Genomic DNA, 25,160 nt, shown 5'->3' with positions numbered 1-25,160 from the left:
ATACGCGTTCGACGATGACCGACTCCCTCCCCGCGTGCCGCGCAGCAGCCGGCGTGCGGCACTGCGTCGGCACGCCGGCGCATCGGGCATCGCACCCGGGCGATTCGCCGCCGCACGTGCCCGCCGTTGTCGCGCGGTGCGTGCCCAACCCGCAAGGAAGCCATCATGAGCGCCCCCTCCGTCGCCGCTCCAGTCGCGACGTCACCGTTCGTCGACGTCCGCTCGCCGGCGGATTTCCCCGACAGCCCCGTGTCGCGCGTGCTCGCGCAGCCGCTGATGCTCGGGCTGTTCCTGCCGATCCAGGCCGGCGGCTGGAGCGCGTCGACGCTGCCGCGCACGACCGACTGGACGTTCGACTACAACGCCGAGCTGGTCGCGCGCGCGGAAGCGCTCGGCTTCGATCTCGTGTTTGCGCTGTCGCAATGGCTGCCGAAAGGCGGTTACGGCGGCGTGTTCGACGGCCACGCGCTCGACTCGTTCATGACGCTGGCCGCGCTGACCGCGCGCACCGAGCGGATCATCCTGGTCGCGACGAGCCATGTGCTGTACGGGCCGTGGCATCCGCTGCATTTCGCGAAGTTCACCGCGACGCTCGATCACATCTCGCGCGGGCGCTGGGGCATCAACGTCGTGACCGGTCATCGCGCCATCGAGCACGAGATGTTCGGCTGGAACCGGATCGAGCACGACCGGCGCTACGAAATGGCCGCCGAGTTCGTCGACGCGGTGCAGCAGTTGTGGGCGCAACCGGACAATTTCAGCTACACGCCCGCGCTGTCGGGCTGGCGGCTGGGCGGCGCGTTCGTCACGCCGAAACCACGCTACGGCCGCCCGCTGCTGATCAACGCGACCGGCTCCGACGCGGGCATCGAGTTCGCGGCGCGCTATTCGGACATCGTGTTCGTCACGAGCCCTGCCGGCCCCGACGCCGAACGCGCGATCGACGCCCTGCCCGCGCATACCGCGCGCGTGAAGGCGGCCGCCGCCGCGCGCGGCCGGACGATCCGCACGCTGCTCAACCCGCTCGTGATCTGCCGCGAAACGGCAGCCGAAGCGCGCGCGTATCGCGACGCGATCGTCGCGCATGCGGACGAAGGCAGCTTCCACCGTTTCGACAGCGACGCGCATGCGTGGCGAGGCGGCTTCGAACAACGCGCGCAGGCCGACGCGCGCGCGATCGGCGGCAACATCTCGATCACGGGTTCGCCGGAGGAAGTGGCGGACACCATCGTGCGGCTGCACCGTGCGGGCATCGACGGCATCCAGTTGAGCTTCTACGATTTCAAGCCCGATCTCGACTTCTTCGGCGAGCGCGTGCTGCCGCTGCTGCACGACGCCGGCTTGCGGCGCTGACGCGGACTGCGGACGCATCGCCCGCCGCGGCACTCACCGTTTCGACACGGCCGGGTCAGAACACGCGGCCTTCGGTGAGGTGCGTCGTCACGCCGTTCAGGTCGTAGTCGCCGATCACGCGCGCCTTGTGCAGCAGCGGGTTGTGGCTGAAGATCGTGCGCAGGTTGCGCCAGTGCCGGTCGAAGTTGTGTTCGCGCGCCGTCGCCGATGCCCCGCCGACTTCGAACAGCCGCTCGGCCGCGTGCAGCGCGAGCTTGCTGACGATGAGCTGCGTACGCGCGGTTGCGAGCGCGCTGTCGAGCACGTGTGCATCCGCATCGGCGTCGCCGGCCTCGATCGCGTCGGCGGAACGGTCGAGCGCCCGCGCGTTTTCGCGCACGAGCGCGTCGATCGCGTGACTGTGCGCGGACAGTTCGCCGACGACCTGCTGGATGAAGTGATCGTCGCGCGCGGTCGGCGCCGGGCTGTGCAGCACCGGGCGGCCGTGCGCGAGCACGTAACGGCGCGCATCGGCAACCACGTTGCGCACGATGCCCGCACCCGTCGCGACGAGATGCAGCTGGCGCAGCGCGCCGCAATGACGGCCGACGAGCGTCGAGCCGTCGCGCGGGGCCACTTCGTCCGCGAACACCTGCACGTCGTCGAGCAGCAGGCTGCCGCTCGCGGTCATGCGCTGGCCCATGCCGTCCCAGTCGTCGAGCACCCGTACGCCGTCGCGCGCGACGGGAATGATCACGGCGACCGCGTCGCCCTGCTCGTTCTCCACGTTGATGCGCGCGAAATCGGCGAACGCGGTGCCGGTCGAATAGTATTTGCGCCCCGTCACGCGATAGTGCTCGCCGTCCCGGCGCAGCACGGTGGTGTTCTCGCCCGGCCGCGACGTGCCGCGCTCGGTCGACGCACCGCCGAAGATCGCGCCGGCCAGTGCCCGCTCGAGCTGCACGTCGTTGAACGGCGTGCGCGGCGACAGCCGCAGCGTCTCGGTCTGGTCGTAGTGGATCCGCAGCGCGTGCGCGAGGTTCGAATCGGCGGCGGCCAGCGTCGCGATCGTGTCGAACAGGTCGACCAGCGTGCCGCCGAGGCCGCCGCGCGCGACCGGAATCCGCAGCACACCCAGCGCCGAGCGCCGGAAGTGTGCGAAACCGTCGAACGGCAATTCGCGACGCGCCTCGCGTTGCGCGGCATCCTGCCCGATCGCGCTCGCGAGATCGGGCAGTGCGGCGAGCGCGTCGCGCAACGCGTCGCGCGGATCGACGGCATCACGGGCGGTCATTCTGCGGTTCCTTGTACGAGAGATTCGGGAATGCCGCTGCGCGGTGCGATCGCGGCATCCGCGAACCGGCGCACATACGGCACCGCAAAGTATAGGGATGCCCCCGGTGTGCGTGAAAAGCCGATTTCAGCTTTTGTTATGCGTGTGCCGGGAATGGTCGCGCGCCATCGCACCATCGCGCCGTTGCGCGATACCCCGGCGCGGCGCGGTCGCGCGTGGCGACCGTCACGATTCCGTCGACGGGTCGGGTACGCGCACGATGCCCTCCGGATACCGGATGTCGATCAGCCCGTGCTTGTCGCGGATGCGGATCGGCGGCACGACCTCCACGCTCGCACGGTCGACGCCCTCGCACACGGCCAGGTTCGTATTGGTGCGGTAGTACACGCGCTGGTCGTCGACCGCAAAGGCCCAGTTCAGAAAGCGCAGGCTTCGTGCGTCGATCCCCGGCAGCGGCTTGCGGTAGTTCTTCCCCCACAGCACGTGACCGTCGGCGTCGATCAGCATGTCGTGAAAGACGCCGCGCGCGGTCTCGACGTCGACGCGCCCCGGCTTCGTCACGATCTTGCCGTCGTAAAGGATCTGCGCGCCGAGCCGCGCATACCGGTAGCCGAGGCTCACCACGCCGGCCGGATCGTCGATGCCGCGCTTGCGCACACCGGCGCAGAACAGGTGCTTCGCATCCCGCGCGTACGCGCCGCCGATATGCGTCAGGCTGGCCACGTCGGCCTTGACGACGGTCAGGTGGCATGGGCCGCGATCGGGATCGTGGATGTCGCGCTCGACGTGGTAAGCCTGCCGTGCATCGCGATACCAGCCTCCGCCCAGGGGTTCCAGCGTGGCGGCATCGCCGTCGGCAACGAGCCCTTCGCCTGCATCGTCGTAGCTGAACGCGGCGCCGCCCGCGTAGTAGCGCAGCCCCGACGCATCGACGGCAAAGTGGTCGACCAGGTGCCGGAAGCTGCCCAGATCGAAGTTGTTGAGCGCGCGATACTGGTGCCCGCTGCCGGTGCGGGCCCAGACGCGTTCGCCATCGCTATGGAACGGCCCGCCGAGCGGGGCAAGCGGCTCGTTGCGCGTGTCGCGCCGCCGCCGCGCTTCCGCCTCCTCACGGCGCTGCGCCTCCTCGGCGTCGTAGATGGCCTGCTGCTCCGGCGTGACCCGCGCCGCATCCTCGTACTGCTGCATGTGGCGCGCATGCAGCGACTGCACGGTCGCGATGCAGTACACCGAATGCGGAACCGAGCGCAGATACAGCGCCCAGTCCTCGTCGTCGCACCGGTAGAACCAGTGGATCGCCTCGCCGTCCCATCCGGCCGGGTCGGTGCGCGCGAGCAGCGCGGCCTTGACGTCCCGGACCTTGCCGGGCACGACGAAGGAAAGGCTGTAGCCGGTGTCACGGACGATGTCGAGGCTCTCATCCTCGAACAGGCTTCGCATCAGTTTTTCGAGTTCTTGCAAGGTCATGGGCGCGTGTCGACCCGGTGACGGGCCACGGAATGAACGGACGTGCGGCGGTCATTCTAACCATGGCGACGTGCGCTGCCCCGGCCTCCTTCGGGACATTCGGTCGATCCGTCGCGTATCCGCCCGGATACGAACACGTCGACGATCGTCATTTCGCTGCATCCGGTTCCCGATCGGGAACGAAACGGGCATTCCGTTGCCGGTACGATCAATTCGTTTCCGCTCGGATACGAATTGATGCCTGCGCCAACGAGTTGTGCAATACTGTTCCCGATCAGATACGAAGCACGGAGGACGTCATGCACGAGATCCTGCCCGTCGGCACGATCGGCGCACTCGCCAACCTCATCCGCGCGGCACGGCTCCAGCAGGGATTTACGCGGGACGAACTCGCGAACGCCACGGGGCTTTCGCCGAAATTCATCAGCCAGGTGGAGGCCGGGAAACCCACCGCGCAGGTCGGCAAGATCCTGCTGCTGCTCGGCGAACTGGGCATCACCCTGCTCGCGCAATCGTCCATCGAGATTTCGGCAGCAAACGTGCTGAAGGCCGCGCAACGCCGCAGGAGCCGCCATGGCGAGTAGAACGCTGATCGCCTCCGCGAACGGGTTGCGCATGGGCGCGCTGACCGACGACAAAGGCGTCTGGTCGTTCACGTACGACGCACAGTGGCTGGCATCGCCACGCGCGTACCCGCTGTCCCCCGCTTTCCCGCTGCGCGCCGGCACCTTCACCGATACCTCGACCGATCGCCCGGTCCAGTGGTTCTTCGACAACCTGCTGCCGGAAGAAGGCATGCGCACGTCGCTTGCGCGCGAGGCCAGGGTCGACGCCGCCGACGCGTGGGGGCTGCTCGCGTACTTCGGGCGCGAATCGGCCGGCGCGCTCACGCTGCTCGCGGAAGGCGAGCAGGAAGCGGCAGGCAGCATGCAGCCGCTCCCGCTCGACGAACTCGAACGCCGCATCCAGGCGATGCCCGAGCGCGCGCTGACGGCCACCGCGCCCAAGCGCATGTCGGCGGCCGGCGCGCAGCAGAAGCTGCTGCTGATCCTGCGCGGCGACGCGCCGGACTACACGCTGTTCGAACCGGTCGGCAGCGAACCGTCGATGCATCTGCTGAAACCGGACATGCGCGCCGCCGGCTATCCGCATTCGGCGATCAACGAGTTCTTCTGCATGAAGCTCGCGAAGCGGATGGGCCTCGACGTGCCCGACGTGCACTTTCTGCGCGCGCCGTCCGCGTGCTACGTGATCGACCGTTTCGACCGCGATACCGCATCGGAGCCGGCCGCACGGCTGCATACGATCGATGCGATGCAGTTGCTGAACTACGATCGCGGCTTCAAGTACCAGCGCGCGAACGCGGAAGAACTCGGCCGCGCGATCGGGCAGACCAGCACGCGCGCGCTGGCGCGCCTGTCGGTGTTCCGCTGGACGATCTTCAACGTGGTGGTCGGCAACGGCGACGCGCACCTGAAGAACCTGTCGTTCTTCGTCGACGCGCGCGGCTACCGGCTCGCGCCGTTTTACGACATCGTCAGCACGGTCGTCTATCACACGCCCACGCACCGGCCCGATCATCGCGGCGATCATTGGCCGCACTGCGAGCTGACGATGCCGCTCGGCGCGGCGACGCGCTTCGCCGACATCGACCTGGGTGCGCTGGTCGCGTTCGGCAACGCGCTCGGGCTCAGGGAGAAGGCAGCCGAAAACGAGCTGCGGCGCTTTCTCGAACCGCTCGATCGCAGCGTCGCGCAGACGCTCGACGAAGTGCGCGAGGTCGCGCGCCCCGACGCCGGGGAAATGCGCCTGCTGAACTCGATCGTCTCGATGCCGATCGCGGAGATGGGCCGCGCGCTGCGGCAGGGGCGCGGGTAAGCGGCCGCGCACGGGTCGCGTGCCGTCCGCTCACCGCGGCCGATGCCTGACGAACCGGCCCTGGCCCGTGATGGATGCGCATCACCAGCTCGTCACGCCGCGAGTCCGGTCGGCGACGCAACCGCGACATCCGGATTGAATCGGGTCATGCAGTTCAGGTCGAGTGCGCGTATCTGCTCGGTCATGAAGTCGACGAAGATACGAATGCGCGTCGGAAGATGCTGCCGGCTGAGATAGCAGATATAGTGGCCGCGATCTTCCGGCACATGCTGCGCGAGCGCGACGACGAGTTCGCTCGAAGCGATATGGTCGCGGATCTGGTAACCCGCCATCTGCGCGATGCCCGAACCGTTCAGGACCGCACGCAGCACCAGGTCCGCGTCGTTGAACGTCAGCCGCGACTTCGGCAGGTATTTCTGCACGCGGCCGTCGACGTTGAACTCCCATTCGAATATGCGGCCGCTCGCAAAGCGAAAGTTGATGCACTCGTGCCGGCCCAGATCCTCCAGACTCTGCGGAAGCCCGTGCGCGGCCACATACGACGGCGACGCGCAGAGCGCCATCTGCATCGGAATCAGTTGCCGGGCGATGATGCTCGAATCCTCGATGCGTCCATTGCGGAACGACACGTCGATTCGTTCGGATACCAGATCGACCGGCCGATCGTCGAGCAGCAGATCGATGACGATGTCGGGGTAGGCTTTCGCAAACGTTTCCAGCAGCGGCGCAACGATCTTCCGGCCGAAACCCACCGCCGAGCTGATCCGGATGAGGCCGCGCGGCGGCCCCTCCCGCAGTTCCAGCATGTCGTTCATGGCTTCGACGATCTGCGCCACGCCCTGGTGGCAGTTCTCGAAGAATCGCTGGCCTTCGCAGGTCAGTTCCGTCATGCGCGTGGTCCGCTGGAACAGCCGCGTACTCAACTGCGCCTCCAGCTTCTGGACGTTGCGGCTCACGGCCGGCCGGCCGACGCCGAGACGTTCGGCGGCCTTGGTAAAGCTCCCCTCGCTCGCCACCGCGACGAACGCAAGGATGCCCGCGTAGCTTGCACCGAAGCTGGCCGACAACGCGTCGGCGCGCCCTGGCAAGTCGCGACGAACGCCGTGCTCCGACGTATCCGATCGATTCATTTCCGCTGCCCCCAGACATCCCGCCCATCCCGATTGCCCGTCGCAGGCGTACGCCTGCACCCCCACCTTCGACACGCGAATCAGCTTCTTGCGAGCCACCGGTTCAGGCCGATGGTGCCGAGCCGCGCTGCCCCGAGCGGCACGAGCGATCGTTCCTCGACACGGCCGCCGTAATAGCGGGCCTCGCGATCGGTCACCACCGCACGCGTGTCGCCGACCGACTTCAGGTAGCGCGCGACGATCTCCGCGAACGGCGCGCGATCCGGGCCCGCGATCTCGACCGTGCCGTTCAGCGGCCCGGCCAGCGCGATCTGCGCGAGCAGCGCCGCGACGTCTTCCGCGGCAATCGGCTGAAACAGTCCGTCGCCGATGCGCACGGTCCCGTCTTCGGTGCCGGAATCCGCAATGCCGCCGATGAACTCCATGAATTGCGTGGCACGCACGATCGTGTACGGCACGCCGGCCGCCTCGATCGCCTGTTCCTGCGCGACCTTGGCCGCGAAATAGCCGTTCTCCGGCATCCGGTCGCAGCCGACGATCGACAGCGCGACGTGATGGCGCACGCCTGCGGCCACTTCGGCCTTGCCGAGATTGCGGGCCGACGTGCGGAAGAAATCCAGCACCGCCTGCGGTTCCCATGACGGCGCGTTCGCGACGTCCACGACGACGTCGGCGTCCGTCAATGCGTCGGTCAGGCCTTCGCCCGTGATGGAATTGACGCCGGTGCGCGGCGACGCCGCAAGCGCCTGGTGCCCTGCCTCGCCGAGCAACGTGACGACGCGTGAGCCGATCAGGCCCGAACCACCGATGACAACGATCTTCATCGCAAAATCTCCTGACGAAAGGGTTTTCCTGGAACGCGCGCGGCGCGTGACGCTCGCCGCCTCCGATGAAAACGGTCATGACCGTCGCATCGCATGGCGCAATTGTGGAAGAATCATGTCCTATCCATCAGTGCCAAGAATCGTCGATCGGACTGGTCCATGCCGTCCGCTCCCGTCGCCCACGAGACCGTGATGCCCGCCCAAACGCCCGCCCTGACCATCGAAATCGACCGGCACCATCAGTTGCCGATCTACCTGCAGATCTGCGAGCGATTCAGAACCGCGATCGCGGCGGGCCATCTGCGCCCCGGCGATCGCGTGCCCGCGCTGCGCGGCCTCGCGACGCAGCTGAACACGGCGCGCGGCACCGTCGAGCAGGCGTACACGATCCTGGTCGACGAGGGCTATCTGCAAATGCGCGGCGCGGCCGGCACGTTCGTCTCGCCGTCCCTGCCGAAATCGCTGACGCGGCCGACGCCCGCGCGCGGCGACGAGCAGGCATGGCGCCCCGACGACGCCCCTCTCCGGGTGCCGGGCAAGTCGCGCGAGCTTCCGCCTCCGCGCCGCCCACAGCCGATCGCGGTCGCGCTGAGCGGCGAGCCGCGCCCGTTGCAACCGGGGCTCCCCGCACTGGACGCGTTTCCGCGCAAGGTGTGGCACCGGCTCGTGTCTCAACGTGCACGCAGCGCCGAACGCGCGTTGCTCGGCTACCCGAATCCGGCCGGCTACCGGCCGCTACGCGAGCACATCGCCACCTATCTCGGCTTGTCGCGCGGCGTCACCTGCGTGCCGGAACAGGTGTTCATCACCGGCGGTTATCGCGCCACGCTGGAACTCGTGCTGCGCAGCCTCGCGCGGCCGAACGATCGCGTATGGTTCGAGGATCCCGGCTACCTGCTGGCCCGCACCTTCCTGTCCGAGACCGGTGTGCAGCTCGTTCCGGTACCGGTGGACGCCGAGGGCATCGACGTCGAGCGCGGCAAGCAGCTCGACGCGCACGCGCGCTTCGCGCTGGTGACGCCGTCGCATCAGAGCCCGCTCGGGCACACCCTGTCGCTTGCCCGGCGCATCGCGCTGCTGGACTGGGCGGAAAAGACGTCGGGCTGGATCGTCGAGGACGACTACGACAGCGAGTTTCGCTATCTCGGCCGCCCGCTGCAGGCGCTGAAGAGTCTCGACCGCCGGGATCACGTGATCTATTGCAGTACCTTCAGCAAGGCGATGTATCCCGGTTTGCGGCTCGCCTACGCGGTCGTGCCCGAGCGCGCGGTAGAGCGTGTCGATCGCGTCGCATGCAGCATGAATGCCGGCTCGCCGACCCTGCTGCAGGCCGCCCTGGCGGATTTCATCGAACAGGGGCACTTTGCCCGGCACCTGAAGCGCATGCGTGCGTTGTACGGCGAGCGGCGCACGCTGATCGTGAACGCATTGCGGCAGGCATTCGGCGAGCGGCTGATCGTCGAGCTGCCGCCCGGCGGAATCCAGTTCGCGGTGCAGTTCCCGGACGGGCCCGACGGGCCGGTCGACGACGTCGCCGTTGCCGCGCGCGCCCGCGAAGCGGGCCTTGCGATCCTGCCGCTCTCGATCTGGTATACGAACAGCCACACGCCACAGACGCCGCGCGGGCTCGTCATCGGGTTCGCGAACATCGTCGATGCGGCCGAAGCGCACCGTCACGCACACACGCTGCGCGCGTGCCTGGACCGCTGACGCACGGAAATTCGCGGCTGCGCCCGTCGCACCGGGTTCCGGATTGGTGTCCGACGGGAAACAGACAATCGCCCTGAACGGCTATACCGCCGCCATGTGCACGCCTCTAGCATGGAAACGTCGTTCTTTCGTGGACGAACCAGGAATCAGGCTGCACCGGGCGATTGCCGTATTCGTCATACGATCGCTCGACACCCACCATTCGCGGCAGACGCAATTTGCGTGGGACGTGCAGCCCCCTTCGCAAGACGTTTCGACCGTCGAAGCGCGTCGCTGAACTCGAGCAAGCATCATGGATGACAAGAAGCTGCAAGCCCCCTCGCTGTCTCTCCTCGACAGGTATCGGGGCCGTGACTTTCAACCCCTTTACACGACGACCGTCACCGTTTCCGGCGGTGAGACGGGACACGGCCGCGCATCCGGCGTGGCCCGCTCCGACGACGGCAATCTCGCGGTCGACCTGCGCCTGCCCGCCGAGTTCGGCGGGCCCGGCAACGGGACCAATCCGGAGCAGTTGTTCGCGGCAGGGTTCGCGGCGTGCTTCCACGGCGCGCTCAATCTGCTCGGGAAACGCGCCGAAATGGAGGCCCCCGATACGGCCGTGGAAGTGCAGGTGTCGTTCGGCCGCGATCCGATGGACGGCGGCTTTGCATTGCTCGTCGACGTTCGGGTGCGGATGCCGGGCGTCGATCGCAGCCTCGCGGAGGAAATGGTCCGCACCGCCGAGCGCCTGTGCCCGTATGCAAAGATGGCGCGGCAAGGCACCGTCAACATCATGACCGTCGTCGACTGAATCGACGCCTTGCGTGCCGCGGCGGCGTCTTGTTCGCCGACACTCTTCAGCCGCCGCCGCGTGACTGCGCGCCCCGCCGCGCATCTCGTGACACGCGCGGGTTGCCGACCGGTCAGCCGAACGATGCCAGCGGATTACCCGCTGCCAGCGCGTCGGTACGATTCGGCGCCGGCGGGTAGATCCACTGCGTGTTGATCATCTGCTTGCGCGCCTTTCCTTCCGCGTGCGTCAGCTTGATCTGCCGATCCCAGCCTTCCGAGTAGACAGCGCCCCACTCGCCAAGGTCGACGCATGTCGCATAGAACGGCTGGCGGTACGTCAGCGTCGGCACACCGATCAGATCCGCGGCGACGTTGTGTCCGCCGAATTGCCCCATCACGATCGCGTGCTGGCACGACATCAATGCATCGTGCCCGTCGTCGTCGCACCGTGCCCGCGCCACGTCTCCCGCCACGAACACGTGCGGTGCGTCGGCGACCCGAAGATCGGCCGTGACCGCGACACGTCCGAGCGCATCGAGATGCGACGAGACTTGCGCCGCCAGCGGGCTGGCACGCATTCCGCCTGCCCAGATCACGGTCATCGCCTCGATATGCGTGCCCGACGCGGTGCGAACGCCGTCGGCCGCGATCGACACGACACGCGAACCGAGCACGGCTTCGACGCCCAGCGAATCGAAGGCTTCAGCGACGTACGGGCGAGGATTGGGCCCGAGATCGGGACCGATGTCGTCCTGCGCGCCGATCACGACGACACGGCGCTTCGCATCCGGGCCAAACCACTCGCGCAATCGCTTGGGCAACTCGGTGGCGACCTCGATACCCGTGAAGCCGCAGCCGACCACCGCGACCGTATTGCGTGCCGGCGATTCCGGCAGTTTCGCGAGCGTCGCGAAGTGCGCGTCGAGTGCGACCGCGTCCTCGATGCAGTCGACGGAGAACGCGTGTTCCGCGAGCCCCGGCACCGGCGGCCTGCTCAGCTTGCTGCCGCTGGTCAGCAACAGCCGGTCATACGCGATCAGGCGCTTCTCGCCGTCGGCGCAAGCAACACCGACCGTCTTCTCGCGAACGTCGATCTCCTCGACACTGCCCTCGAGAAATTTCACGCCGACGGCATCGAGCAGCGGCAGCAGCGGCGCGGCCATTTGCTGCGGCCCGCTTTCGTACAACCGCGGCCGGATCTGCAACTCCGGCTTCGGGGAAACCAGCGTGATTTCAACGTCACTGCTCGTGACGCCGGCACCGTCCAGCACGCGAGCCGCGCCCAGTGCGCCCCACACGCCGGCAAAACCGGCACCCACTATCAGGATTTTCTGCGACATGATCATTGCCCTCGGTTGATGTCGACCGCGGCCATCCGCCGCGCGAAATCATCGTAGGGCGATGCGGCCGCGTGCAGTAGATCCGCAACCGTGCTCACGATGTTGCCTTCGCGGCACCAATCGATCGCATGTCACCGGAATCGATCGCAGGCATGATGTGCGGCGAAGTTCGTGCGTTGCCGCCCCCTTCGTCACCCACCTGAATCGTCGATGAGGCAAATGAAATGCATCTCGGAAGATCGTACAAGCTATCGGAATTCCTGATCTGGACGCGCTGGAAGATCTACGAGCTGCTCATTTTCGGTTCCGTTCCGGTCGTGCTGTACAAGTTCTTTTCGATCACGTGGCTGTCGATCCCCCTGACGATCGTGGTGCTCCTCGGCACCGCGACGTCGTTCATCGTCGGCTTCAAGAACGTCCAGACGTACAACCGTGCAGCGGACGCGCTCGAAATCTGGACCGGCATCCTGAGCAAGAGCCGCCGCTGGGGACAAATTGCGCGCGACTTCGTCGCGGATGAAGAGGTTGCCCGAAAGCTGGTATACCGCCACCTCGCCTGGCTGACCGCGCTGCGATACGACCTGCGTCGCCCGCGGGTCTGGGAAAGCACGACCAAACGCTACAACGCGGAGTACCGCCGCTTCTATCGTGTTCCCGAATGGGAAAAGGACATCAGGGAACTGCTGCCCCAATACCTGTCTCCCGCGGAAACGGCGCAGGCGCTGTCGTCCTCCTCCATCACGACATGCGTGCTGAGCCTTCAAGGTACGTCGCTCAAGACGCTTTACCTGGCCGGCCAGCTGAATTCGGGTTTTTACATGGAGCTTCAAAAGACGATCGGGGACTTCGTCGATCTCCAGTCGAGGTCGGAGCGATTCAAGAACTTCCCCTATCCGCGCCAGTACGCGACCGTCAGCTCGCTGTTCGTGCGGTTCTTCTGCCTTTCGCTTCCGTTCGGTCTTCTGAACGAATTCAATCGATTGAACGACAGCGTGAGCGGCTTCATGCACGGCAACATGGTATGGCTGGTCGTGCCGTGCAGCGTCGCCGTTTCGTGGATGTATACGTCGCTCGAACAGGTGGGCGAAAGCACCGAGAATCCGTTTGAAGGCGGCGCGAACGATGTACCCATTTCAACGCTGTGCAGCACGATCGAGCGCGACCTGAAGGCGATGCTCGGAGAACACGAAAGCGAATCGTCGAGCCGCACGATCATCGCGCTATAGGGCGTTCAGCGCCTTTCCGACGCCGCTCGGCACGAATTCACGCTGCACGTGCCGCCGTCGATGCCGTCGTTCGGGCCGCACCGCGTGCCCTGCCGGGCAATCCTCCTTTCGTCGATTGTTGTCGCCGAGACAACATGGTGAGGTCCTTCGCGGCGCTACTGCCGCGCGGCCACATCGCCTACGCTTGGCGCTGACGGTGGCCGTACATGCTGCCCGGTGCGTTCCGGAGCACAGGGACGACACCGCAAGCGCAACGCGCGAAACCATGCGGCGAATCTGCGCCGCGTCGCGTCTTCACGCGTCATTGGTCGCGACGGCAAACGCCGTCGCGACGGGTGCCCCCGGCACCTCACCTACCGAGGAACGATCCGTGACAGAAGAAGATATCCGCAGCAAAGCGTTCGCGATGCCCGTCCCCAATCCGGCGTATCCGCGTCCGCCCTTCCGCTTCGTCAATCGGGAGTACTTCATCATCTCGTATGAGACGGACCTGGATGCCCTCCGTGCCGTCGTGCCGGCACCGCTGACGGTCGACCATGCCGTCGTTCACTACGAGTTCATCCGCATGCCCGATTCGTCGGGATTCGGCGACTACACGGAAAGCGGTCAGGTGATCTCCGTTCTGGACGCGGACGGCAACCGGGCCAACTTCACGCACTCGATGTACCTCGACGACGAAGGCCCGATCGCAGCCGGACGGGAGATCTGGGGATTTCCGAAGAAACTGGCCTCGCCCAGGCTCTGCATCGACGGCAAGGACACGCTGCTCGGCACGCTCGACTACGGCACGCAGCGCATCGCCACCGGCACGATGGGTTACAAGTACCGCGCGCTCGACACGGCAGCGGAGCGCCGCAAGCTCGCCGACACGCCCAACTATCTGCTCAAGGTCATTCCGCACGTCGACGGCTCGGCGCGCATCTGCGAACTGGTGCGTTTCTTCCTGCGCGACGTCGACGTGATCGGCGCATGGGAGGGGCCTGCCGCGCTCGAGCTGCGGCCGCATGCGCTCGCATCGGTTGCCGATCTGCCGGTTCGCAAGGTGATCGGCGCGCGTCACGTCATTGCGAATCTCACACTCGATATCGGCGAAGTCGCCCATGACTACCTCGCCCCCGCCGAGCCGTTGAAGCTCGCGGTCAACCAGTAAGCTCCCGGAGGACATATGGCACTGAATGACAAGGTCGCGCTCGTAACGGGCGCAGCAAGCGGTATCGGCGAAATGTGCGCGTGCAAGCTCGCGGCGGACGGCGCGACGGTCGTGATCGCCGACCTGAATCTCGCGGCGGCACGACAGGTCGCCGACGACATCGTCGCCGGCGGCGGGAAAGCATCGGCGGTCGCGATGGACGTCACCTGCGAGGAAGCCGTCGATGCGGGCGTGGCCGATACCGTGAACCGGCTGGGCGGCATCGACGTGCTCGTGTCGAATGCGGGCATCCAGATCGTCAACCGGATCGAGGACTACACGTTCTCCGACTGGAAGAAAATGCTGGCCATTCACCTCGACGGGGCATTCCTGACGACCCGCGCTGCGCTGCGGCACATGTACGCGTCGAACAAGGGCGGCTCGGTGATCTACATGGGCTCGGTGCATTCGCACGAAGCGTCGCCGCTGAAGTCCGCCTATGTGACCGCGAAGCACGGGTTGCTCGGCCTCGCGCGCGTCGTCGCGAAAGAAGGCGGGTCGCGCGGCATCCGCGCGAACGTCGTGTGCCCGGGCTTCGTCAGGACCCCGCTGGTCGACAAGCAGATTCCCGAGCAGGCGAAAGTCCTGGGCATCTCCGAACAGCAGGTCGTCAAGGACGTGATGCTGAAGGAAACGGTCGACGGCGAATTCACGTCGGTGGCCGACGTCGCGAACACGGTTGCGTTCCTGGCCGGCTTCGAGTCGAACGCACTCACCGGACAATCGATCGTGGTCAGCCACGGCTGGTTCATGCAGTAAGGAGAACACCATGCAATCGAGCCAGCGAAACAAGCTGAAGCAGCCCCATCGGATCGAGCTCCCCGCCTATGACGAAATCGGGCTCGTGCTGCAGGGCGGCGGCGCCCTGGGCGCATACCAGGCCGGCGTCTATGAAGGCATGGCCGAGGTCGGCGTGGAACCGACGCAAATCGCCGGCGTCTCGATCGGCGCGCTGAATACCGCGATCATCGCGGGCAACGCGCCTGCCGATCGCACGGAAGCGTTGCGCGGCTTCTGGAACACCGTCAGCCAGCCGACCGACCCGCTCTCGCACGTCGGCGCGTACCTGTCGGCTTGGCCGGGGCTTGAAGACGTGGGGCGCAGGTGGTCGAGCGCATGGGCCGCCACGCGCACACTGATCGAAGGCCAGGGCGGATTCTTCGCTCCGCGCATGCATGCGCCTTTCGGCGGATTCGGCAGGAAGCGTCCCGACCAGGTCAGCTATTACGACACGTCGGCTTTGCGCGACACGCTTCTGCGGTACGCGAACTTCGATCGCATCAATGACGGGAACATTCGCGTCTCCGTCGGCGCGGTCAACGTGCGAACAGGCAATCTCGTCTATTTCGACAATTCGAAAATGCGTCTGGCGCCGGAGCATTTCATCGCGTCGGGCGCATTGCCGCCGGGCTTTCCCGCCGTCGAGATCGACGGCGAGTTTTACTGGGACGGCGGCCTGGTGTCCAACACGCCGCTCACCGAGATCATCCGGGAAAGCCAGCACAAGGACACGCTCGTGTTCCAGCTCGACCTGTGGAGCGCGCGAGGCAAGCTGCCGGGCGATTTTCTCGACGTCAGCGAGCGCACCAAGGACATTCAGTATTCGAGCCGCACGCGCGCCATCACCGCGTTCATGTCGCAGAACCAAAAGCACGCCCAGATGATCAAGGCGTTGCTCGAACATATTCCCGAACACGTTCGGCTTGCCCACCCGCTGCTGCGCGACGCGCAGAAAACGGCGGACGGCAGCGCCGTGAACGTCGTGCACCTGATCTACAAGAACAAGACGTTCGAGGGGCACTACAAGGACTACGAGTTCAGCAAGGACACGATGCGCGAGCATTGGGCAAGCGGCCTCGAGGATATTCGCCGTACGTTCGGGCACCCGGAGTGGTTCGAGATTCCGAGCCGGGAAATCGGCTTCGTCACGCGGGACGTGCACCGCTATCGGCAAGACGTCGACGAACCCGGCTGGTCGGGCAAGGATGCGTTGCCGGCACGGCAACATTCGCCGGAGCAGGAATCGTCCGTCGCCAGGTAACGCGCGTCGACACCCGCCACGGGGCAGCAAGGCGGTCGTTCAAGCGCCCGCATCGCGTGACGAGCGACCCGGCCGGTGCGGCCCCCGACTCGACGTATCCGCCCTGCAAGACCGGATCAGGCGGCGCCGCAGCCGGTCTTCGGGACCGGACCGGCTACGCGGCAGCCTCAAGGAGAGCATCATGATGTCGCATGAATTGATCGCGCGGTACGGCACATGGGTCGTATTCCTGAACGTGCTCGGGTCTTCGCTCGGCCTCCCGTTGCCTGCCATACCGACGTTGATCACGGTAGGTGCGGGCACCGCGCTCGTCACGCATGTCGGGTCGTCGACGCTGCTGCATTTCCTGACGATACTGGGTGCCGCCGTGGTCGGCGGCCTGCTCGGCGATCTGGTCTGGTTCCAGGGAGGCAAACGGTATGGCAAGCGCACGCTTCACACCGTCTGCGGCCTGTCGCCGTCGCGCGAAGCGTGCGTCACGACGACCGAGCGCTTTTTCGGGCGCTGGGGCGTTCGCGTGCTCGTCGTTGCGCGGTTCGTACCCGGCCTTTCGCTCGTTGCCGTTCCGCTCTGCGGTGCGATGGCCGTCCGGGTGCGCGCCTTCGTCCTGCACGATTGCGCCGGCATTGCACTGTGGGCATCGATCGGCCTCGCCATCGGCACGCTGTTCGCCTCGCAGATCGATGCGATCTTCGCGACTGTCGCCCGGCTCGGCTGGCAAGCGCTCGTCGTGATCGGCATCGCCCCGGTGCTGTACTTTCTGTATGGCTACTGCCGCAGGCAGATGATGGCAAATGCGCTCGGGAAGGCGCGGATCAGCGCGGGCGAATTGCATGCGCTGCTCGCGAACAAGCCGCGGCCGGCCGTGATCGATATCCGTTCCGCCGAGTGGAGAACGCGCGATCCGTTTGTCATTCCGGGCGCGCTGATCGCCGATGAACGCCAGCCCCGCCAGATCATGGAGCGCTTTGGAACGAACCGGACGCTGGTCATCTATTGCGCGTGTCCGCACGAAGCGTCTGCTGCGTCGGTGGCCAGGCAGCTGCGGCTGTCCGGCGTCAAGCTCGCATTGCCGCTCACCGGCGGCATCGAGGCATGGCGTGTCGCGGGCTTCGACGTGGAACCGATGATCGCGATGAACGACACGGCAATCGGCGCCGCCGGGCAGCAGCTTTTCACGCAATGACTGCCATGGCGCCTTCATGCGCCGAAGCAGCGCGTATCGCCCGGCTCGTGCGGCGGACGACCGAATCGGCATCACGACTCTTGCTGCCCCGGCTTCGCGCGTCCTCCCACCCCGATCCTCGACGAGCCGGGCCTTGCGCTCCCGCGACTGCGCGCCTCGCGACAACCGGGCCGGTACTTTGCTCGGGTACACTCATGCCTCCGTTAAACGCGCCGTCACAGCATGGACAGTCAGCTTTGGATCATTTGCGGGCTCACATTCGTCATCCATGTGATCGCGACACTGGCCTATGCGGTGCGGATCGCCGGCGTTCGAACGCGCCGGATCGCCCTGTCGTTTTCCTTGTTCGGGATCATCGCGCTGGTTTCCCGGACGGCCAACTCCTTTCAGGGGCCGTTCATCGCGAAACGAGTCGAAATGGATATCGCGCATCGGATGGGCAGCGGGCTGCTCACCGATTTTCGGCTCTTCCTGCTGAGCGCCACCGTGGCGAGCATTGCCGGCGCCTTCCTGATCCCGACTTTCCAGCGTTATTTCAGCCGCGCCGTCGAACATTTCCAGGTGAACCGCTCGATTCCGCGGCTGCTGGTCGACGCCTGCAGTCCCGCCGGCGTCAACTATCTTCGCGTGGGCGCACGACTGCCTTCCCGCCACAACGTCACGCAACTGACCGCGAGCACCGGCGTGTCCTGGAAAGTCATCGTGCTGAACGTGGCAGCCATGGCGATCTGGACGGTCGGTGTGTTCGCGTCGCTGTATGCGGGTTACCTGAAACCCGACCTGAGGGTGACATGCGCGAACCTGTCGTCCGTCATCAACGGCTTCGCGACCGTGGTGCTGGCCGTCGTCATCGACCCGCAGGTTTCTGTCATGACCGACGATGTCATCGAAGGCCGGATATCGGAAAACAGCTTCCGGCGGGCCATCACGACGCTCGCCGGTGCGCGAGTTCTCGGCACGCTGTGCGCTCAGGCGGCGCTCGTTCCGGCGGCGTTGGTCATTGTCCGTGTCGCGGAAATCATTTAACCAGGAATAGTCGTCTGCAGATGCTGTATCGTAAGCACCCTCACAGTCGCGCAGACGGGTCCCACGATCTCCGTCGAGATGTCCCAGATGATCCCACTCCACCGCGATCCAGCGTTCTATCAGCTCCTTGCCGACAGCTACGCCCGGCTGCTTGGCCGCCCCCTGGTGCATCAGGCCATGCACGTGGACGAAGCTACCGAATGGCTCTATGAGCGTGCGCCGTTCGCGGTACTCGCGCACAACACCGATCCCGACCCGGTCTTCATTTACGGCAACAAGGCCGCGCAGCGCCGGTTCGGGTACAGCTGGGATGAAATCACCCGACTGCCGTCCCGGCTTTCAGCAGAAGCCCCGAATCGTGAGGAGCGGCAGCAATTCCTCGCACGCGTACAGCGGCTCGGCTACGAGGCGGGCTACAAGGGCGTGCGGGTCACCAAGTCAGGCCAGCGCTTCATGATCGAGGAAGCCACGCTGTGGCAACTGCTCGACGCCGACGGCACACTGCACGGCCAGGCGGTTGTCATCCCGCGCACGCGTGACATCTGATCGGACGACCCGGTGTCTGGACCAGGGTTTGGCCGCCCTGCACGCCCCACTCTTCCATCGACTGCATTGGTGCGGACCGGGCAACACCATGCATCCCGAGTCGATCTGGTGCGTCGGCTCGTCTTTGCCTAGCATGCAAGTACGTGTGGTCCATCGACGGGATGGCGCTCGTGGGGATTGACTGGCAGGCAAGCGCTGCGCCGTTGCGCTGATTCGCTTCGAAGAACAACGCATCGCCTCGATACCCAAGGTTCGAGAGCCGCTCGCGTTGGCCATACCGGCAACCGGGAGGCATATGGAGAACGAGAGGTTGCAACCTCCGCCGCTGACACTGCTCGACAAATATCGCGGGAAGGAATTCTCCCCGCTCTACACGACCACGGTCACGGTCTCTGGCGGCACGTCCAGGCACGGCCGTGCATCGGGCGTCGCGAAATCCGACGACGGCAGTCTCGTCCTCGATCTGCGCTTGCCCGCCGAACTGGGCGGCCCGGGCGGCGGCACCAATCCCGAGCAGCTTTTTGCCGCCGGTTACGCCGCGTGCTTTCACGGCGCGCTGAGCCTGCTGGCGCAACGCGCGCGGGTCGATATCCGGGAAACGACCGTCACCGTCGAAGTCTCGTTCGGCCGCGATCCGGTAGATGGCGGATATGCGCTGGTTGCCAACGTCACCGTCCGCATGCCGGGTGTCGAGTTGCCCGTCGCGGAAGGTCTCGTACGCGACACCGAACGTCTCTGTCCTTATACGAAGATGGCACGACAAGGCATATGCGGCTTCATCGCCGTGTCGGCATGATGGGCGATTGGTTCGGAAGCGGCAACAGAGTGCGCACCTTGCCGGCACTACTAGCTCCCGGGACGCACGATTACGATGGTTGCCGGGCAGGTGCTGCGGCGAATCGCCATCCGACGCGCCCACGGCACCGCTTCAACCGATCAGGAGAACAGATCATGACGCAACGTATCAACTACTTTCAGCAATCGCCGGAACTGGTCAGGAAGCTCATCGAGCTGGACGGCTTGTTTCAGAAGACGACGATCGAGGCGCCGGTCCGCGAGCTCGTCGAGATCCGGGCATCGCAGCTCAACGGCTGCGCATTCTGCGTCGACATGCACATCAAGATGGCAAAGATTCATGGCGAGCGTGAATTGCGCCTGCATCACGTCGCGATCTGGCTCGAATCGACGCTGTTTTCACCCCGAGAGCGCGCCGCGCTGGAATGGACCGAGGTACTGACCCGCCTCCCTGCGCATGGCGTGCCGGACGATCTCTACGCACGCGTACGGGAACACTATTCCGAGCAGGAATTGTCGGATCTCACCGTCCTCGTGGGTGCCATCAATAGCTGGAACCGGCTGAATGTCGCATTCCGCATCGTGCCGGGATCGTTCGACAAGATGTTCGGGCTCGACAAGGCCAACCTGGAGTGACGACATGAAACGCATCATGCTCGTACTCGCGCCGCTGGTATCGTCGCTGCTGATGGCCGTTCAGCCGGCCGTCGCCGCACCGCAAGCGAAGGTCACGCCGCTGACCACGGAGCCGTTGCCCGAGTATCCGGGCAAGGAAGTCCAGATGATCGTCGTGGACTATCCGCCCGGCAGCGTCGACCCCGTTCATCGTCACGACGCACACGCGTTCGTCTACGTGCTCGACGGCAGCATCGTGATGGGCCTGAACGGCGGCAAGGAGGTCACGCTCCATGCCGGCGACACGTTCCACGAAGGCCCGGATGACGTCCACACGGTCGGGCGGAATGCCAGCAGCACGAAGCCGGCAAAATTCGTCGTGTTCCTGATCAAGAACAAAGGCGCGCCGGTCCTCACCCCCGTGAAGTAAGGTAATCGTCGTCGCGGCCCGGCAATGCCGGGCCGCTTCTCCGGTTTCAATCGCGACAGTGCGTCGAACCCATGTGATTCGTGTACGGCGACGACTCGATCCACTTCGGATCGGCAGACAGCAGCGGATTGATTCGTGTTCGAGGCCACGCTGAGGCGATCGGGCGACTTGAACGGATACGCGACGGGCGATCGCCCGATCGGGCGCCGGCACACCGCGGTGGCGTCGGAACCTGACCCAGTTGACACGGCGGATGCGACCACCGGCCTGATCTTGCTTACCACCCCTGATATATGCACAGTGTTCTCGGCGGCAATCAGCCGCCGTGAACTGCCCCCTCTTGATTGGAATCAATCGCCCTCTCAAGCTTCGCGATCAGCCAACTCGCATCAACCTTCGATGCACTTGCCTCGAACCCCGACTCGCTTTCCGCAATACCGATCGCGGAGATGAGCCGCGCGCTTCGCGCGACGCGTGACCAAGTGGCCGCGCGCGGATCTCGCGCCGGCCGCATGCCCTGTCTCCGCCGGTGCCGGTGCCCTCCTTCATACGCGCTCGGGCGTCAGCGGCTCGCCGCAAAGGCATCGATTCCGGTCAGCTTTGCGGACCACGCCCACAGACGCGCCGCCTCATCCGGATCGATCGCATGCGGCCGCACGCCGAATTCCTCGTTTCCCTGCGTGACGACCGCGACGTCGCAATCCTCGCAATAGACACCGCCGATCGCCGCAAGGCGCGGCGACGTTGCCGCCCATACCTGGGTTGCGGCACCCTGGGCCGGCGTCTTGAAAGTCGGATCGACCGGCACACCGTGCTCGTCCACCCAGCCCTGCGCCATCATCTCTTCACGTGTCAGATGACGCTGCAGCGGCGTCGCGATCTTGCCCGGGTGCAGCGAATAGGCGCGGACGCCGAACGGGGCGCCCAGCGCGTCGAGCTGCACCGCGAACAGCGCGTTGGCGGTCTTCGACTGCGCATACGCGAGCCATTTGTCGTAGCCGTGTGCGAACTGGACGTCATCCCAACGAATCGGCGACAGCCGGTGCCCGAGCGACGACACCGCGACCACGCGGGCGCCGCCGCCATGCGCGAGCACGGGCCACAGCCCGTTGACGAGCGCGTAATGGCCAAGATGATTGACGGCCATCTGCGCTTCCCGGCCATCGCCGACGCGTGTCTCCGGGCACGCCATGATGCCCGCGCTGTTGATGACGATGTCCACGTTGCGCCGCCCATCGACGAACCGCGCCACGAACGTGGCCACGCTCGCGAGATCGGCGAGGTCGAGTGTCGCAATCTCCACACCGTCGATGCCGCGCGTTGCTTCGCGCGCGGCATCGACGCCCCGCGCGCCGACGACGACGGTCGCACCGGCTTGCACCAGTGCGCGCGTCGTTTCCAGGCCGAGGCCCGAATGGCCGCCCGTGACGATGGCGGTCTTGCCACGAAGGTCGAGATCGGCCAGTACGTCGCTTGCCGTCGATGCTGCGCCGAATCCGGAATGAAGGGGGTGTTGCCTGCTCGTCATCGAAGGCTCCTGGAACGATGCGTGAAGCACGCGCCCGCCTGTCGGTCGCGTCACTGCACGAGGCCATTTTCCGGCGGCGCCCCCGGACTGTGAATGCAATAGAATCCGAGTTTTCGTCGAGATCGTCCGGAGCTTGAACGTGGATCCCCTGTCGGAAGTGCTGTCGCTGCTGGAAACGCGCGACTCGTATTTCACCGGCCTGAGAGCAGGCGGCCAGTGGGCGGTTGCCATTCCCCCGCCCGAGGGAATCAAGTTCAATGCGGTTGTCGAGGGAAGTTGCTGGCTGACCGTCGACGGCGCCGGGGCGCCGATCCGGCTGCGCACGGGAGACTGCTTCCTGCTCGCATCGCCGCGGGCATTTTCGCTGGCGAGCGATCCATCGGTTACGCCGGTCCCTGCTGCCGACGTGTACCGGAACGTCGAACACGGCATCGCGCACTATGGCGAACCGGCGAACTGCTTTCTGATCGGCGGTCGCTTCTCGTACGAGGAAGGCATGCCGCTGCTGCTTGGCAGCCTGCCGCCCGTGGTGATCGTGAGCGGCGACTCCGAGCAGGCGGCGGTGTTACGCTGGGCGCTGCAGCGGCTCGCACATGAATTCGGCAAACCATCGCCGGGGGCGTCGCTGATGGTTCGGCATCTCGGCCACATGATGCTGGTCGAGATCCTGCGCCGCTACGTGGACGACGGCGCGAACAGCGATGTCGGATGGCTTGCCGGGTTCGCGGACTCCCGGGTGAGCACGGCACTTGTCGCCATTCATGCGCAGCCCGCGCGACGCTGGACGGTCGACGAACTCGCGACCTGCTGCCACGTATCGCGGTCGACGTTCGCGCTGCACTTCAAGCGGCGGCTGGGATTCGGGCCGCTCGAGTACGTACTGCGCTGGCGCGTGCAGCTCGCGATGCGGGAACTGCGGCGCTCGAACGCATCGATATCGGCAATCGCGCAAATGCTCGGCTACGACTCGGATAGCGCGTTCGGACATGCGTTCAAGCGCATCGTGGGTTGCTCTCCTCGTGCCTATCGACATGACATCACGGGCGGGACGGGCGGCTAGCGTCATCGCCCGGCACGCTACCGCCTCTGTTGGCGCCCCAGAACCCGTTTCAGTCACGCCATCGATGCTGCCATCCTCCGATGGGATTCATTCCGATCAAAATCATCGGGATAAGTTTTCTTATCACAACACCACTATAGATAGATCAAACTTGCGATCCGGGCAACACGCGACCACGAGCGTCCCCGTCGTGACGGCCCTGTCGAAGGTTGGCATGAGCCTTTGCGCAGCCTCGCCGGTGACAACGTCCTTTCTGTCTACGCCCGGCTGCGAGTGCATGCGCGCTTCGTGCCGAATCCCGTTTCGTGGAACGCCAATCGAATGATCGCAACGGCTTACCGCGCGCATCACGGAATGGCGTGCATCGGCTGGCGACTGACGCCGCCTTCGCACTGACGTCCAGACGCTGGCCCCCTGTCGATTCGACGGCTGTCACAATTTCGGCAAGCAACGTCAGGTGCATCCCCCCTGCCCCATGTCGCGGAATCGGGAGAGGTGTCGTTTTCCGTATAAGGCATGAATGGTCGGCGTCGGCCGGTTGTCGAGGCAGTTGCCTTGGCGCGGTCGAAATAAGATGGACACCCGATCGACGATGCGCGTATGATGGTTTCATTCGAGCGCCCGTTTGCTGTTTGCCCGCTCGCCCTCCACTCGCCACCGTGTTGCGTCGCGTACCGCCTCGCTCGCAACGTTTGTCCCTTTCACACCGACCCGCCGCGCCATGCATCAGGCGATGCTGGCTGCATACGCTCGTCCTTGCGAGTCGCCGCAATCGATCGCCGGGAGTTCATGATGAGCATGCATATTTACCGTGGATTCGAGATCTATCCACTGATTTACCCACACGTGCCTGCGTTGGATGGCAACCCGCATAACTACGATGCCGGCTTCGACGCAGCGGTCAAGATTTGTCTTCGCGGCACCACCGATACGCTGACGCAGAGCCAGACTTTCAGGCTTCTCGACGACAGTCCGTTCGATACCGCCGGTGACGCACGTCGTGCGTCATTGCGCTATGCCGAAAGCGTCATCGACGAAAATCGCGAAAAGCAGGGCTTCTTTTCGAGCGCCGTCTGACGCGACTCACGATGGCAAAGTAACTTTCCAGCAATTTGGAGGACGAAATGATCGTCGACGAACTTCTTGACCTGATCAGAGGGTGCAAGGTCACTCGGAGCGACGCTGTCCTGCCCGCTGGAATAACCCATTCCGCGCTATGTCATCAACAGGAGCTGCAGATGTTCGCGGCTGTGCGCGCATTTTCAATCGGAGCCGGGTATTCGGAATTCGAATCTGACGAGATCGCAAGCACCGTCATGACACGACTCGGCTAGTTTTCCCGTCGACCGTTTTCAACCAGGAGTTACATGACAACCATCACACTGAAGATCAACGAACCAATCGATGTCGCGCTGCGACGATTCCGGCGCAGTATCGAGAAGACCGGGTTGATTCGGGAGTTGCGCAGTCGCACCAGCTACGAAAAGCCCACGACGGAGCGCAAGCGGAAAAAGGCCAGCGCCGTTGCCAGGCAGCGCTTGCGGACGAAGCGCCTGATGCCGCCCCGCAAAATGTTCTAGGAACATCGTGCACGCCGTTCCGGCCGGGAGCCCGCTTGCGTCGCCATCCCGGCCCCCGGCATGAATTAAGGTGGCCGGACGACGCAGGCTGCAAGCCGGCCGGCCGCCTCCGCAGCCGCAAGAAGGATGATCAGTACGCCCGTCACGCCGCGCAGCCGTGGTGCTGCCCGAAATTGACTCCAGCATCGC

General features: G+C 65.5%; 25 protein-coding genes. 19 read left to right on the top strand and 6 right to left on the bottom strand.

The genetic code is table 11. The features are described 5' to 3' along the window. Positions 1–165: 165 nt before the first annotated feature. Positions 166–1,353, top strand: a complete 1,188-nt coding sequence (locus tag E9536_RS22455; RefSeq protein WP_136470670.1) for an LLM class flavin-dependent oxidoreductase — start codon at positions 166–168, stop codon at positions 1,351–1,353. 55 nt (positions 1,354–1,408) lie between these two features. On the opposite strand, the gene E9536_RS22450 is transcribed toward E9536_RS22455, so the two are convergent. Both E9536_RS22450 and E9536_RS22445 read right to left on the bottom strand, forming a co-directional pair. Next, a complete protein-coding gene (locus E9536_RS22450) occupies positions 1,409–2,626 on the bottom strand; it encodes an acyl-CoA dehydrogenase family protein (protein ID WP_136470669.1) in 1,218 nt (405 codons plus the stop codon). 225 nt (positions 2,627–2,851) lie between these two features. Further along, on the bottom strand, positions 2,852–4,093 hold the full coding sequence (locus E9536_RS22445) for a DKNYY domain-containing protein (protein WP_136470668.1): 1,242 nt from the start codon (positions 4,091–4,093) through the stop codon (positions 2,852–2,854). A 299-nt stretch (positions 4,094–4,392) separates the two neighbouring features. Here E9536_RS22445 and E9536_RS22440 point away from each other — a divergent pair, with 299 nt between their 5' ends. Then, on the top strand, positions 4,393–4,677 hold the full coding sequence (locus E9536_RS22440) for a helix-turn-helix domain-containing protein (protein WP_021158233.1): 285 nt from the start codon (positions 4,393–4,395) through the stop codon (positions 4,675–4,677). Then, on the top strand, positions 4,667–5,971 hold the full coding sequence (locus E9536_RS22435) for a HipA domain-containing protein (protein ID WP_124817519.1): 1,305 nt from the start codon (positions 4,667–4,669) through the stop codon (positions 5,969–5,971). Before E9536_RS22440 ends, E9536_RS22435 begins: the two co-directional genes overlap by 11 nt. A gap of 92 nt (positions 5,972–6,063) precedes the next feature. Here E9536_RS22435 and E9536_RS22430 read toward each other — a convergent pair whose 3' ends face one another. Together E9536_RS22430 and E9536_RS22425 are read right to left on the bottom strand one after the other, a co-directional pair. Next, entirely contained in the window at positions 6,064–7,101 is a 1,038-nt protein-coding gene (locus E9536_RS22430) for a LysR family transcriptional regulator (RefSeq protein ID WP_027792595.1), read from the bottom strand. 80 nt (positions 7,102–7,181) lie between these two features. Continuing rightward, positions 7,182–7,925 carry an SDR family oxidoreductase gene (locus E9536_RS22425; protein WP_136470667.1) on the bottom strand — a complete coding sequence of 248 codons (744 nt, stop codon included), beginning with the start codon at positions 7,923–7,925 and terminating at the stop codon, positions 7,182–7,184. A 192-nt stretch (positions 7,926–8,117) separates the two neighbouring features. Here E9536_RS22425 and E9536_RS22420 point away from each other — a divergent pair, with 192 nt between their 5' ends. Continuing rightward, positions 8,118–9,635 carry a PLP-dependent aminotransferase family protein gene (locus E9536_RS22420; RefSeq protein WP_124919896.1) on the top strand — a complete coding sequence of 506 codons (1,518 nt, stop codon included), beginning with the start codon at positions 8,118–8,120 and terminating at the stop codon, positions 9,633–9,635. Positions 9,636–9,927: 292 nt separating this feature from the next. Further along, positions 9,928–10,428, top strand: coding sequence for an Ohr family peroxiredoxin (locus E9536_RS22415; RefSeq protein WP_027792592.1), 501 nt, complete (start codon positions 9,928–9,930; stop codon positions 10,426–10,428). 112 nt (positions 10,429–10,540) lie between these two features. Here the strand turns inward: E9536_RS22415 and E9536_RS22410 are convergent, their stop codons facing one another. Further along, complete coding sequence (locus tag E9536_RS22410) at positions 10,541–11,749, bottom strand: NAD(P)/FAD-dependent oxidoreductase (protein ID WP_124840323.1); 1,209 nt, start codon at positions 11,747–11,749, stop codon at positions 10,541–10,543. A 224-nt stretch (positions 11,750–11,973) separates the two neighbouring features. On the opposite strand from E9536_RS22410, the gene E9536_RS22405 reads away from it, so the two are divergent. From E9536_RS22405 to E9536_RS22360, 10 genes are all read left to right on the top strand, one after another. Then, complete coding sequence (locus E9536_RS22405; RefSeq protein ID WP_027792590.1) at positions 11,974–12,975, top strand: bestrophin family ion channel; 1,002 nt, start codon at positions 11,974–11,976, stop codon at positions 12,973–12,975. Between the two features lie 370 nt (positions 12,976–13,345). After that, a complete protein-coding gene (locus tag E9536_RS22400; RefSeq protein ID WP_081078915.1) occupies positions 13,346–14,125 on the top strand; it encodes an acetoacetate decarboxylase in 780 nt (259 codons plus the stop codon). 15 nt (positions 14,126–14,140) lie between these two features. After that, the gene (locus E9536_RS22395) at positions 14,141–14,923 is read left to right on the top strand and encodes a 3-hydroxybutyrate dehydrogenase (RefSeq protein ID WP_136470666.1); all 783 of its coding nucleotides are present in this window, start codon (positions 14,141–14,143) and stop codon (positions 14,921–14,923) included. A 10-nt stretch (positions 14,924–14,933) separates the two neighbouring features. After that, a complete protein-coding gene (locus E9536_RS22390; protein WP_136470734.1) occupies positions 14,934–16,205 on the top strand; it encodes a patatin-like phospholipase family protein in 1,272 nt (423 codons plus the stop codon). A 181-nt stretch (positions 16,206–16,386) separates the two neighbouring features. Continuing rightward, the gene (locus E9536_RS22385; protein WP_136470732.1) at positions 16,387–17,391 is read left to right on the top strand and encodes a DedA family protein/thiosulfate sulfurtransferase GlpE; all 1,005 of its coding nucleotides are present in this window, start codon (positions 16,387–16,389) and stop codon (positions 17,389–17,391) included. A 222-nt stretch (positions 17,392–17,613) separates the two neighbouring features. After that, positions 17,614–18,417: a lipid II flippase Amj family protein gene (locus tag E9536_RS22380; RefSeq protein ID WP_136470665.1), complete on the top strand. Its 804-nt coding sequence runs from the start codon at positions 17,614–17,616 to the stop codon at positions 18,415–18,417. Positions 18,418–18,495: 78 nt separating this feature from the next. Then, positions 18,496–18,963, top strand: coding sequence for an MEKHLA domain-containing protein (locus E9536_RS22375; protein WP_211097483.1), 468 nt, complete (start codon positions 18,496–18,498; stop codon positions 18,961–18,963). Between the two features lie 295 nt (positions 18,964–19,258). After that, on the top strand, positions 19,259–19,759 hold the full coding sequence (locus tag E9536_RS22370) for an Ohr family peroxiredoxin (protein ID WP_136470664.1): 501 nt from the start codon (positions 19,259–19,261) through the stop codon (positions 19,757–19,759). Between the two features lie 155 nt (positions 19,760–19,914). Beyond that, complete coding sequence (locus E9536_RS22365) at positions 19,915–20,394, top strand: carboxymuconolactone decarboxylase family protein (protein ID WP_059693446.1); 480 nt, start codon at positions 19,915–19,917, stop codon at positions 20,392–20,394. 4 nt (positions 20,395–20,398) lie between these two features. Beyond that, a complete protein-coding gene (locus E9536_RS22360; RefSeq protein ID WP_060194527.1) occupies positions 20,399–20,803 on the top strand; it encodes a cupin domain-containing protein in 405 nt (134 codons plus the stop codon). A gap of 562 nt (positions 20,804–21,365) precedes the next feature. Here the strand turns inward: E9536_RS22360 and E9536_RS22355 are convergent. Beyond that, positions 21,366–22,331: an SDR family NAD(P)-dependent oxidoreductase gene (locus E9536_RS22355; protein ID WP_136470663.1), complete on the bottom strand. Its 966-nt coding sequence runs from the start codon at positions 22,329–22,331 to the stop codon at positions 21,366–21,368. Positions 22,332–22,470: 139 nt separating this feature from the next. Here E9536_RS22355 and E9536_RS22350 point away from each other — a divergent pair, with 139 nt between their 5' ends. The 4 genes from E9536_RS22350 to rpsU all read left to right on the top strand — a co-directional run bounded on the left by E9536_RS22350 (position 22,471) and on the right by rpsU (position 24,971). Beyond that, a complete protein-coding gene (locus tag E9536_RS22350; RefSeq protein ID WP_136470662.1) occupies positions 22,471–23,391 on the top strand; it encodes an AraC family transcriptional regulator in 921 nt (306 codons plus the stop codon). A 792-nt stretch (positions 23,392–24,183) separates the two neighbouring features. Further along, entirely contained in the window at positions 24,184–24,468 is a 285-nt protein-coding gene (locus E9536_RS22345; protein ID WP_027792578.1) for a hypothetical protein, read from the top strand. Between the two features lie 47 nt (positions 24,469–24,515). After that, a complete protein-coding gene (locus E9536_RS42670) occupies positions 24,516–24,725 on the top strand; it encodes a hypothetical protein (protein WP_136470661.1) in 210 nt (69 codons plus the stop codon). 33 nt (positions 24,726–24,758) lie between these two features. Beyond that, the gene (gene rpsU, locus E9536_RS22335) at positions 24,759–24,971 is read left to right on the top strand and encodes a 30S ribosomal protein S21 (protein ID WP_021158214.1); all 213 of its coding nucleotides are present in this window, start codon (positions 24,759–24,761) and stop codon (positions 24,969–24,971) included. Positions 24,972–25,160 lie beyond the last annotated feature (189 nt).

It is taken from the genome of Burkholderia sp. LS-044, from assembly GCF_004803625.1.
Classification (GTDB): Bacteria; Pseudomonadota; Gammaproteobacteria; order Burkholderiales; family Burkholderiaceae; genus Burkholderia; species Burkholderia cepacia.
This window is presented reverse-complemented; position numbering and strand designations above follow the sequence as displayed.

Excerpts from the sequence above, each read along its gene's own strand:
- E9536_RS22455 (WP_136470670.1), top strand. The coding sequence starts at position 166 with ATGAGCGCCCCCTCCGTCGCCGCTCCAGTCGCGACGTCACCGTTCGTC.
- E9536_RS22450 (WP_136470669.1), bottom strand. The coding sequence starts at position 2,626 with ATGACCGCCCGTGATGCCGTCGATCCGCGCGACGCGTTGCGCGACGCG.
- E9536_RS22445 (WP_136470668.1), bottom strand. The coding sequence starts at position 4,093 with ATGACCTTGCAAGAACTCGAAAAACTGATGCGAAGCCTGTTCGAGGAT.
- E9536_RS22440 (WP_021158233.1), top strand. The coding sequence starts at position 4,393 with ATGCACGAGATCCTGCCCGTCGGCACGATCGGCGCACTCGCCAACCTC.
- E9536_RS22435 (WP_124817519.1), top strand. The coding sequence starts at position 4,667 with ATGGCGAGTAGAACGCTGATCGCCTCCGCGAACGGGTTGCGCATGGGC.
- E9536_RS22430 (WP_027792595.1), bottom strand. The coding sequence starts at position 7,101 with ATGAATCGATCGGATACGTCGGAGCACGGCGTTCGTCGCGACTTGCCA.
- E9536_RS22425 (WP_136470667.1), bottom strand. The coding sequence starts at position 7,925 with ATGAAGATCGTTGTCATCGGTGGTTCGGGCCTGATCGGCTCACGCGTC.
- E9536_RS22420 (WP_124919896.1), top strand. The coding sequence starts at position 8,118 with ATGCCCGCCCAAACGCCCGCCCTGACCATCGAAATCGACCGGCACCAT.
- E9536_RS22415 (WP_027792592.1), top strand. The coding sequence starts at position 9,928 with ATGGATGACAAGAAGCTGCAAGCCCCCTCGCTGTCTCTCCTCGACAGG.
- E9536_RS22410 (WP_124840323.1), bottom strand. The coding sequence starts at position 11,749 with ATGTCGCAGAAAATCCTGATAGTGGGTGCCGGTTTTGCCGGCGTGTGG.
- E9536_RS22405 (WP_027792590.1), top strand. The coding sequence starts at position 11,974 with ATGCATCTCGGAAGATCGTACAAGCTATCGGAATTCCTGATCTGGACG.
- E9536_RS22395 (WP_136470666.1), top strand. The coding sequence starts at position 14,141 with ATGGCACTGAATGACAAGGTCGCGCTCGTAACGGGCGCAGCAAGCGGT.
- E9536_RS22390 (WP_136470734.1), top strand. The coding sequence starts at position 14,934 with ATGCAATCGAGCCAGCGAAACAAGCTGAAGCAGCCCCATCGGATCGAG.
- E9536_RS22385 (WP_136470732.1), top strand. The coding sequence starts at position 16,387 with ATGATGTCGCATGAATTGATCGCGCGGTACGGCACATGGGTCGTATTC.
- E9536_RS22380 (WP_136470665.1), top strand. The coding sequence starts at position 17,614 with ATGGACAGTCAGCTTTGGATCATTTGCGGGCTCACATTCGTCATCCAT.
- E9536_RS22375 (WP_211097483.1), top strand. The coding sequence starts at position 18,496 with ATGTCCCAGATGATCCCACTCCACCGCGATCCAGCGTTCTATCAGCTC.
- E9536_RS22370 (WP_136470664.1), top strand. The coding sequence starts at position 19,259 with ATGGAGAACGAGAGGTTGCAACCTCCGCCGCTGACACTGCTCGACAAA.
- E9536_RS22365 (WP_059693446.1), top strand. The coding sequence starts at position 19,915 with ATGACGCAACGTATCAACTACTTTCAGCAATCGCCGGAACTGGTCAGG.
- E9536_RS22360 (WP_060194527.1), top strand. The coding sequence starts at position 20,399 with ATGAAACGCATCATGCTCGTACTCGCGCCGCTGGTATCGTCGCTGCTG.
- E9536_RS22355 (WP_136470663.1), bottom strand. The coding sequence starts at position 22,331 with ATGACGAGCAGGCAACACCCCCTTCATTCCGGATTCGGCGCAGCATCG.
- E9536_RS22345 (WP_027792578.1), top strand. The coding sequence starts at position 24,184 with ATGAGCATGCATATTTACCGTGGATTCGAGATCTATCCACTGATTTAC.
- E9536_RS42670 (WP_136470661.1), top strand. The coding sequence starts at position 24,516 with ATGATCGTCGACGAACTTCTTGACCTGATCAGAGGGTGCAAGGTCACT.
- rpsU (WP_021158214.1), top strand. The coding sequence starts at position 24,759 with ATGACAACCATCACACTGAAGATCAACGAACCAATCGATGTCGCGCTG.